The organism is Micromonospora sp. ZG13 (genome assembly GCF_059359355.1).
This window is the reverse complement of the sequence record NZ_JCADBQ010000002.1, coordinates 46,076-60,370: the sequence shown is the minus strand read 5'-3', so window position 1 is coordinate 60,370 and position 14,295 is coordinate 46,076. Positions and strand designations below refer to the sequence as shown.

At 73.6% G+C, this 14,295-nt stretch carries 13 protein-coding genes and 1 pseudogene; 7 read left to right on the top strand and 7 right to left on the bottom strand.

The annotated features are described in order from the left end of the window. The first annotated feature begins 281 nt into the window (after positions 1–281). The gene (locus tag AC5L34_RS04175; RefSeq protein WP_441173498.1) at positions 282–686 is read left to right on the top strand and encodes a VOC family protein; all 405 of its coding nucleotides are present in this window, start codon (positions 282–284) and stop codon (positions 684–686) included. Between the two features lie 358 nt (positions 687–1,044). Here the strand turns inward: AC5L34_RS04175 and AC5L34_RS04170 are convergent. The 4 genes and pseudogenes from AC5L34_RS04170 to AC5L34_RS04155 form a co-directional block, all read right to left on the bottom strand. Then, positions 1,045–1,494: pseudogene (locus AC5L34_RS04170) on the bottom strand (SRPBCC family protein); the annotation flags it as partial. A 186-nt stretch (positions 1,495–1,680) separates the two neighbouring features. Beyond that, entirely contained in the window at positions 1,681–2,973 is a 1,293-nt protein-coding gene (locus AC5L34_RS04165) for an MFS transporter (protein ID WP_494823835.1), read from the bottom strand. Beyond that, positions 2,970–3,578 (bottom strand): winged helix-turn-helix domain-containing protein, encoded by a 609-nt coding sequence (locus AC5L34_RS04160; RefSeq protein ID WP_441173496.1) that lies wholly within the window; start codon positions 3,576–3,578, stop codon positions 2,970–2,972. The genes AC5L34_RS04165 and AC5L34_RS04160 overlap by 4 nt, the downstream gene beginning before the upstream one ends. A 211-nt stretch (positions 3,579–3,789) precedes the next feature. After that, the gene (locus AC5L34_RS04155) at positions 3,790–4,407 is read right to left on the bottom strand and encodes a pyridoxamine 5'-phosphate oxidase family protein (RefSeq protein ID WP_441173495.1); all 618 of its coding nucleotides are present in this window, start codon (positions 4,405–4,407) and stop codon (positions 3,790–3,792) included. Between the two features lie 147 nt (positions 4,408–4,554). Between AC5L34_RS04155 and AC5L34_RS04150 the strand changes: the two genes are divergently transcribed. Genes AC5L34_RS04150 through AC5L34_RS04140 form a run of 3 tightly spaced genes read left to right on the top strand, consistent with a single transcriptional unit; the run spans position 4,555 to position 6,800 of the window. Continuing rightward, complete coding sequence (locus AC5L34_RS04150; protein WP_441173494.1) at positions 4,555–5,061, top strand: DUF2231 domain-containing protein; 507 nt, start codon at positions 4,555–4,557, stop codon at positions 5,059–5,061. 60 nt (positions 5,062–5,121) lie between these two features. Further along, positions 5,122–5,670, top strand: a complete 549-nt coding sequence (locus tag AC5L34_RS04145; protein ID WP_441173493.1) for an Hsp20/alpha crystallin family protein — start codon at positions 5,122–5,124, stop codon at positions 5,668–5,670. Between the two features lie 8 nt (positions 5,671–5,678). Beyond that, a complete protein-coding gene (locus AC5L34_RS04140; RefSeq protein WP_494823834.1) occupies positions 5,679–6,800 on the top strand; it encodes a glycosyltransferase family 9 protein in 1,122 nt (373 codons plus the stop codon). 53 nt (positions 6,801–6,853) lie between these two features. On the opposite strand, the gene AC5L34_RS04135 is transcribed toward AC5L34_RS04140, so the two are convergent. Together AC5L34_RS04135 and rfaE2 are read right to left on the bottom strand one after the other, a co-directional pair. After that, complete coding sequence (locus tag AC5L34_RS04135; protein WP_494823833.1) at positions 6,854–7,732, bottom strand: glycosyltransferase family 2 protein; 879 nt, start codon at positions 7,730–7,732, stop codon at positions 6,854–6,856. Beyond that, positions 7,729–9,525, bottom strand: coding sequence for a D-glycero-beta-D-manno-heptose 1-phosphate adenylyltransferase (rfaE2, locus tag AC5L34_RS04130; RefSeq protein ID WP_441174056.1), 1,797 nt, complete (start codon positions 9,523–9,525; stop codon positions 7,729–7,731). Before rfaE2 ends, AC5L34_RS04135 begins: the two co-directional genes overlap by 4 nt. Before the next feature lie 142 nt (positions 9,526–9,667). Here rfaE2 and AC5L34_RS04125 point away from each other — a divergent pair, with 142 nt between their 5' ends. Both AC5L34_RS04125 and AC5L34_RS04120 read left to right on the top strand, forming a co-directional pair. Beyond that, positions 9,668–10,228 (top strand): type 1 glutamine amidotransferase domain-containing protein, encoded by a 561-nt coding sequence (locus AC5L34_RS04125; protein ID WP_441173490.1) that lies wholly within the window; start codon positions 9,668–9,670, stop codon positions 10,226–10,228. Between the two features lie 108 nt (positions 10,229–10,336). Continuing rightward, a complete protein-coding gene (locus tag AC5L34_RS04120) occupies positions 10,337–12,004 on the top strand; it encodes an MDR family MFS transporter (protein ID WP_494823832.1) in 1,668 nt (555 codons plus the stop codon). 41 nt (positions 12,005–12,045) lie between these two features. Here AC5L34_RS04120 and AC5L34_RS04115 read toward each other — a convergent pair whose 3' ends face one another. Next, on the bottom strand, positions 12,046–12,537 hold the full coding sequence (locus AC5L34_RS04115; protein ID WP_089002349.1) for an NUDIX domain-containing protein: 492 nt from the start codon (positions 12,535–12,537) through the stop codon (positions 12,046–12,048). 98 nt (positions 12,538–12,635) lie between these two features. On the opposite strand from AC5L34_RS04115, the gene AC5L34_RS04110 reads away from it, so the two are divergent. Continuing rightward, positions 12,636–14,270 (top strand): fatty acid--CoA ligase, encoded by a 1,635-nt coding sequence (locus tag AC5L34_RS04110; RefSeq protein ID WP_494824179.1) that lies wholly within the window; start codon positions 12,636–12,638, stop codon positions 14,268–14,270. Positions 14,271–14,295 lie beyond the last annotated feature (25 nt).

Sequence of the window (14,295 nt, the reverse complement as noted above, 5' to 3'; positions counted from 1 at the left end):
ACGTCGGCAGCCCACGACTTTGTCGGTCGTGGTCGCTACCCTCCCGGCGTGACTGATCCGGTGGATGGCCTACGGGTGCCGAGCGTCGAGGAGGAGGCCCGGTTCCGGGCGCTCGTCGAGGCAGCCCGGGAGCGGCTCGGGCATCTCCCGCGAGTCCTGCACCAACCCGGCCGGGTGGCGCGCCTGACATCCACCCTCGCCACGGCGGGGGCAACCAGGAGTTTCGCGCGACGGCCCGCACACTGACCGTACGCGGTCGTCAACCCTCCGGAGGCAGCCTGATGCAGTACGCACCCGTCGTCGTCGCCCTGCCGATCGCCGATCGCCCCACCTCGTACCGCTTCTACTCGGAGGGGCTCGGCCTGGAGGCCGTCGGCGAACTGGCCGAGGACGGCGTCCCCGAGCCCCTCCAGTACGCCGTCAACGACGGCCTGCGCGTCATGCTGGTGCCCACCGGCGGCTTCGGCTGGGTCATCGGCGACCACGAGGTGGCCCGGCGCGGGCAGAGCGAGTGCCTCGTCAGCCTTCCGGCCGCGTCGCCGGCCGAGGTCGACGACCTCGTCGGGCGGGCACGGGCCGCCGGCGCGCAGGTCGTCGTCGAGCCGGCTGCGCAGCCGTGGGGCTACACGGGCACCTTCGCCGACCCGGACGGTCACCTCTGGACAGTGCTCGCCGACGCGCACTGACGCCATCCGACCGGATCCCGCGACGAGCGGACGGCCCGGTTCACGGGGAACCGGGCCGTCCGCTGACAGGGGCAGGCGTGCGGGGAGATCAGAGGGTGCGGTGCGGGTAGCCGGTGGTGCCGGGCTCCGGCACGACCTCGACCTCGGTCACCACGTACTCCGTCTCGGTCGTCGTGGTGGCCGGCCGGTCGTCGGCGTCGCTGCGGCGCTTCGCCGCCGTTGCGGCTCCGGCAGCCGCGGCGGCTCCGGCCACGGCGGCGCCCGCCGCCACGGCCTTGCCGGACACACCGGCGCTGCCACTGTCACCGCGGGTGGCCGCGGCGTGCTCGACGCCCGGGGTGCCGACACCGAGGCTGCTGTCGACCGAGCCGCGCCAGGCGCCGGTCTCGACGCCCCGCTCCTCGATGTACGTCTTGAACTTCCGCAGGTCGGATTCGGCCTGACGCTCGATGATGTTGAGCTTGTCGCCGGCCTTCTCGAGCAGGCCCTCGGGCTCGTACTCCAGGTGCAGCCGCACCACGGTGCGGTCGGCGTCGACGGGCTGGAAGTAGACCGCGCCGGCGTTGGTCACGCCCTCGGTGGCCGCCCAGGCCACCTTCTGGTCGGGGACCTGCTCCAGGACCTTGGCGTCCCACTCGCGCTGGACACCACCGATCTCGGCGACCCAGTGCATCCGCCTGTCGTCGAGCTGGCGGACCTCACGCACGCCCCCCATGAAGCGGGGGAACTCCTCGAACTGCGTCCACTGGTTGTACGCGGTGCTGACCGGAACCTGTACTTCGATGGACTTCTCGACCTTCGTGGTCACGGGTAATCCTCCTCGTCAGGTCGAACCGTTTCTCGTTCGGCAGGTAGAGCCGTCATCGTCAACGAAACTCCTACCCCGGCCGGGGACGCTCAATCGCCGGACCTACCGACATTGCCGCGACGCGCCATCACCGGGCCAGCCCCCGTCCACATCGGACGGCCTGCGGCGCACCGCGACCCGGGCCGTTCAGTCGGCCTGTTCGGGGAGCCCGCGTAAACGGCGTACCGGCGAGAAGGCGACCCACAGCACCCCGGCCAGCGCGCCCGCCGTCGCGATCCACAACGCCGGCCGTACGCCGAGGGTGCTGCCGAGCGCGCCGCCGAGCAGCGCGCCGATCGGCCGGATGCCGTAGTTGACGGTGCGCCGCGCCCCGGCCACGCGGGCCAGCAGCGCCTCCGGGGTCAGCGCGGTCTGCACCGAGCCGACCGTGATGTCGAGCAGCATCACCCCGAGGGCGGAGAGGAACTCGGCGGCGAAGAGCATCCCGACCACCATCGGTGTGGGCCCGTCGGCGAGGGGGACGAGCAGCATGGGGGCGGGAAAGAGGACGAAGCCGGCCAGCAGCGTCGGTCCGACGCCGAAGCGGCGCACCAGCCGGCCCGTCAGCGCCGCGCCGATCAGGCCGCCCACCGCGCTCGCGCCCAGCACCGCGCCCAGCAGGCCGGGCGCGAGACCGAGTTCCTGCGTCGCGTAGAGCACGAAGAGCGCGATGAACATGAAGTTGAACAGGTTGACGGTGGTGGTGCCGAGCAGGAGCGCGCGCATCATCGGCGTCCGCGCGATGAACCCCAGCCCGGCGCCGAGGGCCAGCCCGCCACCGCGCGCGGGCGCCGGCTCCGTCGGCCGGATCCGCACCAGGAAGTACGCGGACACGACGTACGACAGCGCGTCGGCGATCAGGGCGATCGGGGCGGTGAGCACCTGCACCAGGACGCCGCCGATGCTCGGCCCGGCCACCAGCGACATCGCCCGGCTGCCGTTGATCAGGGTGTTCGCCTCGACGTAGTCGGCGCGCCCGACGACGGAGACGAAGAGCGGCCCCCGGGCGACCTCGAAGATGACGGCGAGCGTGCCGACCGCGAAGGCCACCAGGTAGAGCTGCGGCATCGTCAGCAGGTCCAGCACGTACGCCACCGGCACGGCGGTTAGCAGCAGCGCCCGCCCGAGGTCCGTCAGGATCATGAGTCGGCGCTTGTACGGGTACCGGTCGACCCAGGCGCCGGCGAGCAGCGAGAAGAGCAGGTTCGGGGTGAGCGCGGCGGCGGTCAGGTAGCCCATCTCGGCCGGGGTCGCCTCGAAGACCAGCACGGCCAGCAGCGGCAGGGCCAGGGTGGAGATCTCGTCGCCGAAGTACGAGACGGTCTGCGCCGACCAGTACCGACGGAACACGCGCTCGCGCAGCAGCCGGGGCAGCGGGCCGTGCCGGGCGGGAGCGCCGGGCGGGGCGGCAACCGGGGTGCCGGTCGCCTGACCGCTCACCGGTCGCCCTCCTGCTCACCGAGGTCGCGGGCACCCGGTGGCGGGTCGGCGAGGAGCGCCAGGTGGATGAGGCTGACCTTCCGGCTGCCGGCGGGACGCTTCGCGGGGTCGGCGATCCGGTCGTCGTACTCGGTGAGCAGGGCGTCGATGCGTGCCCTCAGCGCGGCCATCTCGTCGACCGTGGCGTAGACCGGCCGGTCGGCGAAACCGGTGACCGCCCGCCAGGCCGTCGACTCCTCGGCGCGCCGGGACAGGAACTCCTCGGCCTTGCGGACGTAGAGGGCGAGCTGGACGGCGCTCAGTTCGTCGACGGCTGCGCGGGTCTGCGGGTCGTCCGAGGCGTCGTCCCAGGAGGTGTTCAGGGCGGTGGCCCGCCAGGGCCGCTCGCGGGCGTCGGCGCCGGGTACCCGTTCGGCGAGCCCGTACTTGGCGAGCTGCCGGAGGTGGAACGAGCAGTTCGGCACGCTCTCGCCGAGCCGCTCGGCAGCCTGGGTCGCGGTCATCGGGCCCTGCTGGCGCAGCAGCCCGATCAGCGCCATCCGCAGCGGGTGCGCGTACCCGCGCAGGGCCTTGGGGTCGGAGAGCTTCACCTCGGGTAGCGACATACCCTAAAGCTATCTTTATAAAGAATCCTTTAGCAATGCCCCGGCCGCCCACCCACACATCGCCCACCACCCCACCCCCGCCAGAGGCCGCCCACCACCGCATCAGCCAGAGGTGATCAGGACGCCACGGACGCAAAAGCGCCCGGTAGCGTCCATGGCGTCCTGATCACCAGGGGACCAACTGGGGGAGGGCGTCCCCTGTCGGGAGGCGTCAGGTGTAGATGGTGGTGGCGTATTGCGGGCCGTAGTGGCGTTCCAGGTCGGCCAGGCTCTCCGCCGGGTTCTCGACCTCCTTGATCAGCTGGGCCCGGGACGGCAGTACGTCCGGCTGCCAGCTCTCCGGCTGCCACAGCTCGGAGCGCAGGAACGCCTTCGCGCAGTGGTAGAAGATCTGCTCGATCTCCACCACCACGGCGAGGACCGGCCGGTGCCCCTTGACCACCATGTCGTCGAACCACGGGGCGTCGCGCACCAACCGGGCCCGGCCGTTGATCCGCAGCGTGTCGGTGCGCCCGGGAATCAGGAAGATCAACCCGACGTGCGGGTTGTCCAGGATGTTGCGGTAGCCGTCGGCGCGCCGGTTGCCCGGCCGCTCCGGGATGGCGATGGTCCGCTCGTCCAGCACCAGCGCGAAGCCGGGCGGGTCGCCCTTCGGCGAGACGTCGCAGCTGCCGTCCGCGCCCGCCGTCGCCACCAGGCAGAACGGTGAGGCGGCCAGCCAGTCCCGGTCCCGTTGGTGCAGGACGGGCCGCTCCTTGGTCAGCGCGCGCGGCATGGGTGTTCCCAGCAGCTCGCGCAGTTCCTCGTGCGAGGTGATCTCCACCGTCACGTGATCCTCCCCCGTGCGTTGACCCCGGTGGCGGCGTACCCGCCGCCCATGAGCCTAGGAGAGCGCGACCAGCGCGAGGTTTGTCCCTCCGGGCCGGGGGTACCGCCTCACCCGACCCGCCCGGAGAGACCGAGCAGTGGAGGCCCGATGGAGAGCCGACTCAAGGTGCTGGGTCACCCCGTCCACCCGATGCTGGTCATGTTCCCGGTCGGCCTGCTGGTCACGGCGGTCCTGTTCGACCTGGTGGACACCGTGGGCGGGCCGGACTTCCTCGGCGAGGTCGCGTACTGGAACATCACCGTCGGCCTGATCGGCGGCCTGCTGGCCGCGGCGGCCGGGACGTTCGACCTGCTGGCCATCCCGTCGGGCACCCGCGCGAAGCGGGTGGCGCTGACCCACGCCGCCGCCAACGTGGCGGTGATCCTGCTCTTCGCCGCGGTCTGGGTGGTCCGGCTCAACGCCGACTCCCGGGCTGCCGGCGGCGCGCTGATCGCCATCGAGGTGGTCGCGCTGGCGATCCTCGGCGTCAGCGCCTGGCTGGGCGGGGAACTGGTGGACCGGCTCGGTGTCGGCGTGGACCGCGAGGCCGGACTGGACGCGCCCAGCTCGCTGAGGCCTCCGGCGGCCACCCAGCGGATCGGCGAGGCCCGATGAGCGGGGCGGGGCGCGGGGGAGGGCCGTCTTGAGCGAGCGAGTCATCAGCGGAGGGGCGTCATGAGCGAGCAGAGCGGCGGGTCCGGCCGGAGTTGGCGCGGTCGGCAGCAGGGCTGGGACCCGATGGGCGAACTCCAGTCGCTGCGGTCGGAGCTGCGCCGGCTGGTCGGCGGCCGGACCGGGTCGTCGGACGTCGAGCTGAGCGAGACCGCCGAAGGCTGGGAGGTCGTGGTGCGGCTGCCCGGCGTGGCGCCGGAGGAGGTGGCGGTCGAGTTGGACGACCGCGAGCTCTGCGTCCGGGCCCGCTCCGAGGCCGAGGTCAACGCCGACCACGGCATCCCCGGCGGCTTCGAGACCCGGGGCTTCGAGTACCGCGTCGACCTGCCGTCCCGGGTGGACCCCGACGCCATCGACGCGGTCATGGACCACGGCCTGCTCCGGGTGCGACTGCCCAGGGCCGCCCGGCCCGCGCCGCGCTCCATCACCGTCGGCCGCACCGGGCCCCGGTCCGCCGGCCCCGCCGGGGGTACGCCGACCGTCGTCGACCCGGCGGCGGACCGGGAGATGCACCGCCCGGACATCGCCCTCGACGAGACCGACCGGCCGTAACGAGCCGCGTGGCCACCCCGGACCTGCTCGGCCCGGCGACCGGGCGCGTGCCCGACGTCGAGCGGATCGCCGTGCTGCGCGCCAACGCGCTCGGTGACTTCATCTTCGTCCTGCCGGCGCTGGACGCGTTGCGGGCCGCGTACCCGAAGGCGGAGATCGTGCTGCTCGGCGCGCCGTGGCACGCGAAGCTCTGGCGCGACCGGCCCGGGCCGGTGGACCGCGTGCTGGTGGTGCCGCCCGCGCCGGGGATCCGCGGCCCCGATCCGGGCGAGCCGGAGTCGGCGCCGGACGACTTCCTCGCCGCGGCCCGCCGGGAACGCTTCGATCTGGCGCTGCAACTGCACGGCGGCGGCGCCAACTCCAACCCGTTCGTCGCCGCCCTCGGCGCGCGGGTCACCGCCGGGCTGCGCGCCGAGGAGGCGCCGCCGCTGGACCGCTGGATCCGGTACGTCTACTACCAGCACGAGGTGATCCGCTACCTGGAGGTGGCTGGACTGGTCGGGGCGGGCGCCACCACCATGGTCCCGACCTTGGCCGTGACCGACGCCGACCGGGCCGAGGCCGACGAGGTGCTCGGCCCGGCACGGCGGCCCAGGGTGGCGCTGCACCCCGGCGCCACGGACACCCGCCGGCGCTGGCCCGCCGAACGCTTCGCGGAGGTGGCCCGCGAGCTGGTCGGCGACGGGTACGAGGTGCTGGTCACCGGCACCCCCGCCGAGCAGGAGGTGGTGGACCGGGTGGTCGGGGCGGCCGGGGTGCCCCTCCGGCCGCAGGTGGGCACGCTCAGCCTCGGCGGGCTGGCCGGTTGCTACGCCGGCTGCGAGCTGGTGGTCTCCAACGACACCGGCCCGCTGCACCTGGCCGCCGCCGTGGGCACCGCGACCGTCGGCGTCTACTGGGTCGGCAACCTGATCACGGTGGCGAACCTGCTGCGCGGCCGGCACCGGCCGATCAGCTCGTGGACGGTGCTCTGCCCGGTCTGCGGGGTGGACTGCACCCCGGGCATCTACCCGCACCGTCCCGGCGACGGTGAGTGCCCCCACCGGGACTCCTTCGTCACCGACGTGCCGGTCGTCGAGGTCGTGGAGGCGGCCCGGGAACTGCTCCGCCCGGAACCCGGCGCCCCCTGAGCGCCGGCGTCTGTCGGGCGCCGCCGCCGCGCGGCCGGGCCCCCGCGTCGGTCTCAGGCCCGTTGCGTCGACTCCTCCTCGGCGAGGACGACCTCCCACGCCTCCACGTCGCGCTCGGTGACCGTGGTCGGCGACTCCAGGTGGTATGCGCCGCTGGGCAGGACGCCGGCGCCGCCGAAGCGCGCCAGCACGGCGAGCTGCGCGGCGACGTCCTCGCCCTGGTGCTTCTCGTGCACCCGCCGCCAGAAGTCGAACCCGCCGGAGTCGAGCAGTTTCTGCCGGTCGTAGAGCACGCAGCCGCCGATCCAGGACACCCGGTACGCCCGCCAGGCCCCCGCCGGCAGGTCCAGCCGGCGGGTGACGTGCAGCAGGTTCGCGGCCGAGTGGATCGACGCCCGTTCCCACTGCGGGGTGCCCGGGCGGATCCGCTCCGGGGTGGGCGGGCCGGTCCACTCCTCGTAGTGCCGGTGCGTCTCCGGCCGGACGTCGTCGGCGTACGACAGCCCGTGCACCGCGTTGCCGACGAAGCCACAGCCCAGCTCGTCGAGGGCGGTGACCAGCCGGCGCAGCGCGCCCGGCTCCAGCCAGACGTCGTCGTCGAGGCAGAGCACGTACCGGGCGGCGGAGGCGGCCAGCAGGTACGCCCGGTGCTCGGCCAGCCCGCGCCGGGGCAGCCGGCGGGTCAGCAGCACGGGGTGCCCCCGGTGGCGCAGCGCCCGGACCAGGGTGGCCGCCGCCGGGTGCCGGTACGCGGCGTCGCCGTCGGACTGGTCGCTGACCACCACCCCGAAGCCGGGTACGTCCTCCTGGGCGGCCAGCCCGGAGAGGGTGACCGCCAGTTCGGCGGGGCGGTTGCGGGTCGGGATCAGCACGTCGAGCAGCCGTGGCGCGCGGAACCCGTCGGCCGTGCCGGGGTCGAGCGGGCGGTTCACGACGGTTCGGGCGTCAGGGAGGTGTCCTCCTCCTGCGGCTCCTGAGCGTGCGCCCGGATCCGGTCGATGATCGCCGAGGTGGACCGGTCGGGTACGTACCCGAGGGTGCGGACCTGCCCGCCGAGCCGGCGCACCAGCGGCGCCTCCGGCACCATCTCCGGCGGGTAGTCGCCGCCCTTGACGTACACGTCGGGGCGGACCGTCTCGATCAGCTCCGCCGGGGAGTCCTCCTCGAAGACCACCACGTGGTCGACGCAGGCCAGCGCGGCGAGCAGGGCGATGCGGTCCTCGACCGGGTTCACCGGCCGGTCCGGGCCCTTCAGCCGGCGTACGCTGCCGTCGGAGTTGACCGCCACCACCAGCAGGTCGCCGAGCGCGCGGGCCTGCTCCAGGTAGCGCACGTGGCCCCGGTGCAGCACGTCGAAGCAGCCGTTGGTGAAGACGATGGCCCGGCCCGCCCGGCGATGCTCCGCGACGATCGCCGCCAGCTCGTCGGTGCCGACCAGCGCCCGGTGGCCCGCCCGCCCGACCGGCGCGTCCAGCGCCACGAGCAGGTCCTCCCGGCGGCACACGCAGGTGCCGGTGTCCGAGACGGTGATGGTGGCGGCGAGCTGGGCCAGCTGGGCGGCGGTGGGCAGCGGCGCGTCGGCGGCCAGCGCGAGCGTCATCGCCGCCAGGTACGCGTCGCCCGCCCCGACCGCGTGGCTGGCCGGCACCGGGGTGCTGTGGCTGCGTCGGGGCTCGCCGTCCGCCCCACCGACCACCGCGCCTTCGGTGTCCAGGGTCACCGCCACCACGTCCGCGCCGGTGTGCGCGCGCAGCTCGGCGAGGCGGGACTCGGCGAGGACGGCCCGGTCGACCCCCTCGCCGGCCGTGGCGTTCACGGTGACACCGGTGCCGGTCACGGTGAGCCCGTCGCCGGTCATCGCCACCCGGCCCTCACCGGCCGTCGGCTCACCGGTCGGGTTCGTCGGGCCGGGGCGGTGGGCGGCGTGGTGCGCCAGGGTGCCACCCGGGGCGACGCCCACCGTGAGTTCGGAGGGGCCGTCGGCCGGGTCGCCGTCGGGGTGGTCCAGGTGCAGCCCGGCACCGGGGGCCGGCCGGGTTCCGGCGGCCCGGGCGAGCAGCCGGGTCGCCTCGGCGAAGCTGGGGGTCACCACGGTCGGCGCCAGGCCGCGCCAGTCCGCCAGGTCGTGGGCGTCGAGTGCCACCGTGGCGTACCGCTCCCGGTGGGTCACCAGCCAGGCGCGTACGGCGGCGGACAGCGCGCCCAGACCGTAGTCGCAGACCACCAGGGTGGGCGCCTCGCCGCCGGCGGCGCGCAGCTCCTCGGTGGCGCAGTCCAGCGCGGTGAGCAGCCGGGCCACCCCGTCGTCGTCGAGCGCGTCGTCGGCGTCGCCGGAGTCCTCCCGGAGCAGGATCTGGTTGCCCGCCAGCATGCGCCGCTTGACCGGCGTGGGCCGGCCCGGCTGGGCGACCGTACGGTCCCAGACGCCGGCCCGGTCCAGACAGTCGTGCAGTTCGTCGCCGGCCACGTCGGCGCCCACCGGCGCCACCAGCACCGCCCGACCGCCGAGCGCGGCGACGTTGACGGCGGTGTTCGCCGCCCCGCCGGCCGCGGAGATCCGCCGGCGCAGGGTGAGGACCGGGGCGGGCGCCTCCCGGCAGAGCCGGTCGGACTCGGCGAACCGCCACTCGTCGAGCATGGCGTCACCGACGACCAGGACGGGACGCCCGAGCCAGCCCTCCACCACCGCGGCGAGCCGGCGCTGTTCCGCTGCTCCTCCTGCCATGCCGTCCCGGGTCCCCCGGGGCATCCGGGCCAAACCTGCCGCCACCGGGGACGGGTCGCACACCTGCCGCCCCCGGGACGGGGTTTCGGGCACCGGGCCCCGGGAAGGGACGGACGGTACCCCGGAGAGGAGAGACACCGACATGGCAGCGACGACACTTCAGGGCAAGCGGATCGCGTTCCTGGCCGCCGACGGCGTCGAGGAGGTCGAGTACGTCCAGCCCCGCGAGGCGGTGGAGCAGGCCGGCGCCACGGTGGAACTGGTCTCGCTCAAGCCCGGCACGATCCGGTCCTTCAACCACCTGGACCAGTCCAAGGCGTACGACGTGGACGTGACCGCGGCCGACGCGGACGCCGGCGGCTACGACGCGCTGGTGCTGCCCGGCGGGGTCGCGAACCCGGACTTCCTGCGGGCCGATCCGGACGCGGTGCGCTTCGTGCGGGCGTTCTTCGACGCCGGCAAGCCGGTGGGGGTGATCTGCCACGGGCCGTGGACGCTCATCGAGGCGGACGTGGTGCGGGGCCGCCGGGTCACCTCCTGGCCCAGCCTGCGCACCGACCTGACGAACGCCGGCGCCACCTGGGTCGACGAGCAGGTCGTCACGGACGGCAACCTGGTCAGTAGCCGTAAGCCGGACGACCTGCCGGCCTTCTGTGCCAGGATCGTCGAAGAGTTCGCCGAGGGCCCGCACTCGTCCCGCTGACCGGTCGTCGGTCGTGGGATCGGTGGCCCGCAACGGCGCCGACCCACGACCGACGAGGTGTACGCCGTTCCTCGCGCATGTCTCGGGTGGGCGGGGAAAGGAGGCGGGATGACCACGCAAGCCCCGACACTCGGCGGGCGGCAGATCCGGCTGCTGATGTTCGGCCTGATGACCGGCATGCTGCTGGCCGCGCTCGACCAGACCATCGTCGGCACCGCGCTGCCGACCATCGTCGGTGAGCTGGGCGGGATCAACCACTACTCGTGGGTGGTCACCGCGTACCTGCTCGCCTCCACGGCCTCGACGCCGCTCTACGGCAAGATGGCCGACCTGTACGGGCGACGCCCCGTCTTCCTCTTCTCCATCGGCACGTTCCTGCTCGGCTCGCTGCTGGCCGGCCTGTCGCAGGACATGACCCAGCTCATCGTCACCCGGGGGGTCCAGGGCCTCGGCGCCGGCGGCCTGATGACGCTCGCGTTCACCATCATCTCGGACGTGGTTTCGCCCCGGGAGCGCGGTCGCTACCAGGGCCTGTTCGGGGCGGTCTTCGGCCTCTCCTCGGTCGCCGGCCCGCTGGTCGGCGGCTACTTCGCCGAGACCGACTGGCGGTGGATCTTCTACATCAACGTGCCGCTGGGGATCCTGGCGCTCGTCGTGTGCTCCCGGGTGCTGCGGCTGATCCCGTTCACCCGGCGCGACCACTCGATCGACTGGGTCGGCGCGGCGCTGCTGGTCGCCGGGGTGAGCTGCCTGCTGCTCGCGCTGAGCTGGGGCGGCAACGAGTACGCGTGGGGCTCCGGGGTGATCGTCGGCCTCTTCGTGGCGGGCGCGGTGCTCGCCGTGCTCTTCGTGCTCCAGGAGGCGCGGGTGGCCGAGCCGATCCTGCCGCTGCGGCTGTTCCGCAGCGCCACGTTCGCGCTGGCCAACTCGGCCGGCTTCGTGCTCGGCCTGGTGATGTTCGGCTCGATCATCTTCATCCCGCTCTACCTCCAGATCGTGCGGGGCGCCTCGCCGACCCGCAGCGGCCTGCTGATGCTGCCGATGATGGCCGGCGTCATCGTCACCTCGGTGCTGACGGGCCGGGCGATGAGCCGCATCGGGCGCTACAAGTGGTTCCCGGTGGTCGGCGCGGCGGTGCTGGTGGTCGGCATGCTGCTGTTCACCCGGCTGGAGGTGGACACCTCGCTCTGGCTGGCCTTCGGCTACATGGTCGTGATCGGCGTCGGGCTGGGGCTCTGCATGCAGTCGCTGATCCTGGCCGTGCAGAACGCCGTGTCGATGCGGGACCTGGGCGCCGGCACCTCGTCGGCGACGTTCTTCCGGTCGCTGGGCGGCTCGTTCGGCGTCGCCATCCTCGGCGCGGTGCTGTCGTCGCGGCTCACCTCGGAACTCGCCGACCGGATGCCGGGCGCGATCGCCCAACTGCCGCCGCAGCAGCAGGCCGCCGTGGCGGCGAGCGGCGGGGCGGACGTCTCGGTGAACGACCCGGCGACCATCCTGGCGCTCCCGGCGCCGGTGCGCGAGGCCGTCCAGGCGGCGTTCGTCGAGTCGCTGCATCTGGTCTTCCTGACCACCGGCCTGATCGCGATCGTGGCGGTGCTGGTCACCCTGGCGCTGCCGAACGACAAGCTGCGCGGCGCGGGCCCGGGCGGCGCCACGGGCGGCACGGACGGCCTGGGCGGCGAGGGACCGGCACCCGGCGGCAAGCCGCTGACCAAGGAGTCGAAGCAGGAGGCCGCCGCCGAGATGGAGGCGAAGAGCCAGACGATGCTCTGACCGGGCGCACCGGCCCGCGTCCCAGGCTGGCCGGGTCGGCCCTACTTGAGGATCAGCCGGTTGGTCTGCTCGAAGACGTCCAGGTCGGCGAGGGTCTCGGCGACGCTGGCGGAGAGCGGGGCCGGCAGCTGCGCCCGGTGGAAGAAGCCCGCGTCGATCGTCTCGTCCGTGATCCGGGCCAGCTCGCCGTCCCACTCGTCGACGCGGAACGCGGTCGTGAAGATCTGGTACGTGTGGCCGTACATGTTGGTGTGGGTGCGGTCCGGGCCCGTGTAGAGGGCGAAGGCGCTGACGCGCAGCGCGCGCAGCCCGGTCTCCTCGCGTACCTCGCGGACGGCGCAGTCGGCGATCGACTCGCCCAGCTCCATCGCACCGGCGGGCATGGCCCACTGGCCGTTGTCGGAGCGCTGGATCAGCAGGAGGCGTCCCGCGTTGTCGCGGACCACGGCGCGGGCGCCGACGAACATCAGCGTCCGGTCACCGGCGAGCGCGCGTAGTTGTCCCACGTACGAATCGGCCCAGGAGATGCTCACCCGGACAATTTACGGGGCCGGTTCGGGGTCGACCGGCATTCCAGGGTTCCCAACCTGTGACCGCCGACACTACTTTGTTACCCATGCGTAGCACGATGATGGACGCTCCCCTCCAGGTTTCCCGGATCCTCGGCCACGGCGCCACCGTGCACGGCACGGCGGAGGTGGTCACCTGGACGGGCGCCGAGCCGCGCCGGATGACGTACGCCGAGGTCGGGCGCACGGCGGCCCGGCTGGCCCACGCGCTACGCGCGGAGTGCGGCGTCACCGGCGACGAGCGGGTCGCCACCTTCATGTGGAACAACGCGGAGCACCTGGTGGCGTACTTCGCGGTGCCCAGCATGGGCGCGGTGCTGCACACCCTCAACATCCGGCTCTTCCCGGATCAGGTCGCCTACATCGCCAACCACGCCGAGGACCGGGTGGTGCTGGTCGACTCGACGCTCATCCCGCTGCTGGCCCGGGTCATCGGCGAGATGACGACGGTGCGGCACGTGGTGGTGGTCGGCAGTGGCGACCCGGCCCCGCTCACGGCGGCGGCCGGTGACCGGATCGCGGTGCACCACTGGGACGCGCTGCTCGCCGACCGCCCCGACGTCTTCGACTGGCCCGAAGTGGACGAGCGCGACGCCGCCGCCCTCTGCTACACCTCGGGGACCACCGGCAACCCGAAGGGCGTCGCCTACTCGCACCGCTCGATCTACCTGCACTCGCTCCAGGTCTGCATGCCGGAGGGGTTCGGCCTCGGGCCGACCGACCGCGAGCTGGCCATCGTGCCGATGTTCCACGCGATGTCCTGGGGCCTGCCGTACGCGGCCTTCCTCTCCGGGGCGTCGCTGATCATGCCGGACCGGTTCCTCCAGGCCGGGCCGATCGCGGAGATGATCGCCGGGGAGCGGCCCACCCTGGCCGGCGCGGTGCCGACGATCTGGAACGACCTGCTGGCCCACCTGGACGCCCACGACGTGGACAGCTCCTCGCTGCGGGAGGTCATCGTCGGCGGCTCGGCCTGCCCGCCGGCACTGATGCACGCGTTCGCCGACCGGCACGGCATCGACGTCATCCACGCCTGGGGGATGACCGAGATGTCCCCCCTGGGCTCGGTCTCCCGGCCGCCGGCCGGCGCGACCGGCGAGGACGCCTGGCGCTACCGCTACACGCAGGGCCGCGTGCCGGCCGGGGTCGAGGCCCGCATCGTCGGCCCGCTGGGCGAGCCGCTGCCCGCCGACGGGACGGCCGTCGGCGAGCTGGAGGTACGCGGGCCGTGGGTGACCGCCCGGTACGTCGGCGACGACGTGCCCGACGAGGAGAAGTTCCGCGACGGCTGGCTGCGTACGGGAGACGTCGGCACCCTCTCGCCGGACGGCTACATCACGCTCACGGACCGGGCGAAGGACGTCATCAAGTCCGGCGGCGAGTGGATCTCCTCGGTCGAGCTGGAGAACGCCCTGATGGCCCACCCGGCGGTGCTGGAGGCCTGCGTGGTGGGGGTGCCCGACGAGCGCTGGGGTGAGCGGCCGCTGGCCACGGTGGTGCTCCGCGAGGGGGCGTCGGCGACGGCCGAGGAGCTGCGGGAGTTCCTGGCCGGGTCGGTGGCCCGCTGGCAGTTGCCGGAGCGCTGGGCCGTCATCGACGCGGTGCCGAAGACCAGCGTCGGCAAGTTCGACAAGAAGGTCGTCCGTTCCCGGTACGCCGGGGGCGAACTGAGTGTCCGGGAGCTGACCGCCCCGTAACGTTCTCAGGCGCACCGTCGCCTGT

Bases quoted from the DNA above. Each gene is read 5' to 3' on its own strand.
- AC5L34_RS04175 (WP_441173498.1), top strand. From the start codon at position 282: ATGCAGTACGCACCCGTCGTCGTCGCCCTGCCGATCGCCGATCGCCCC.
- AC5L34_RS04160 (WP_441173496.1), bottom strand. From the start codon at position 3,578: ATGTCGCTACCCGAGGTGAAGCTCTCCGACCCCAAGGCCCTGCGCGGG.
- AC5L34_RS04150 (WP_441173494.1), top strand. From the start codon at position 4,555: ATGGAGAGCCGACTCAAGGTGCTGGGTCACCCCGTCCACCCGATGCTG.
- AC5L34_RS04145 (WP_441173493.1), top strand. From the start codon at position 5,122: ATGAGCGAGCAGAGCGGCGGGTCCGGCCGGAGTTGGCGCGGTCGGCAG.
- rfaE2 (WP_441174056.1), bottom strand. From the start codon at position 9,525: ATGGCAGGAGGAGCAGCGGAACAGCGCCGGCTCGCCGCGGTGGTGGAG.
- AC5L34_RS04125 (WP_441173490.1), top strand. From the start codon at position 9,668: ATGGCAGCGACGACACTTCAGGGCAAGCGGATCGCGTTCCTGGCCGCC.
- AC5L34_RS04120 (WP_494823832.1), top strand. From the start codon at position 10,337: ATGACCACGCAAGCCCCGACACTCGGCGGGCGGCAGATCCGGCTGCTG.
- AC5L34_RS04110 (WP_494824179.1), top strand. From the start codon at position 12,636: ATGGACGCTCCCCTCCAGGTTTCCCGGATCCTCGGCCACGGCGCCACC.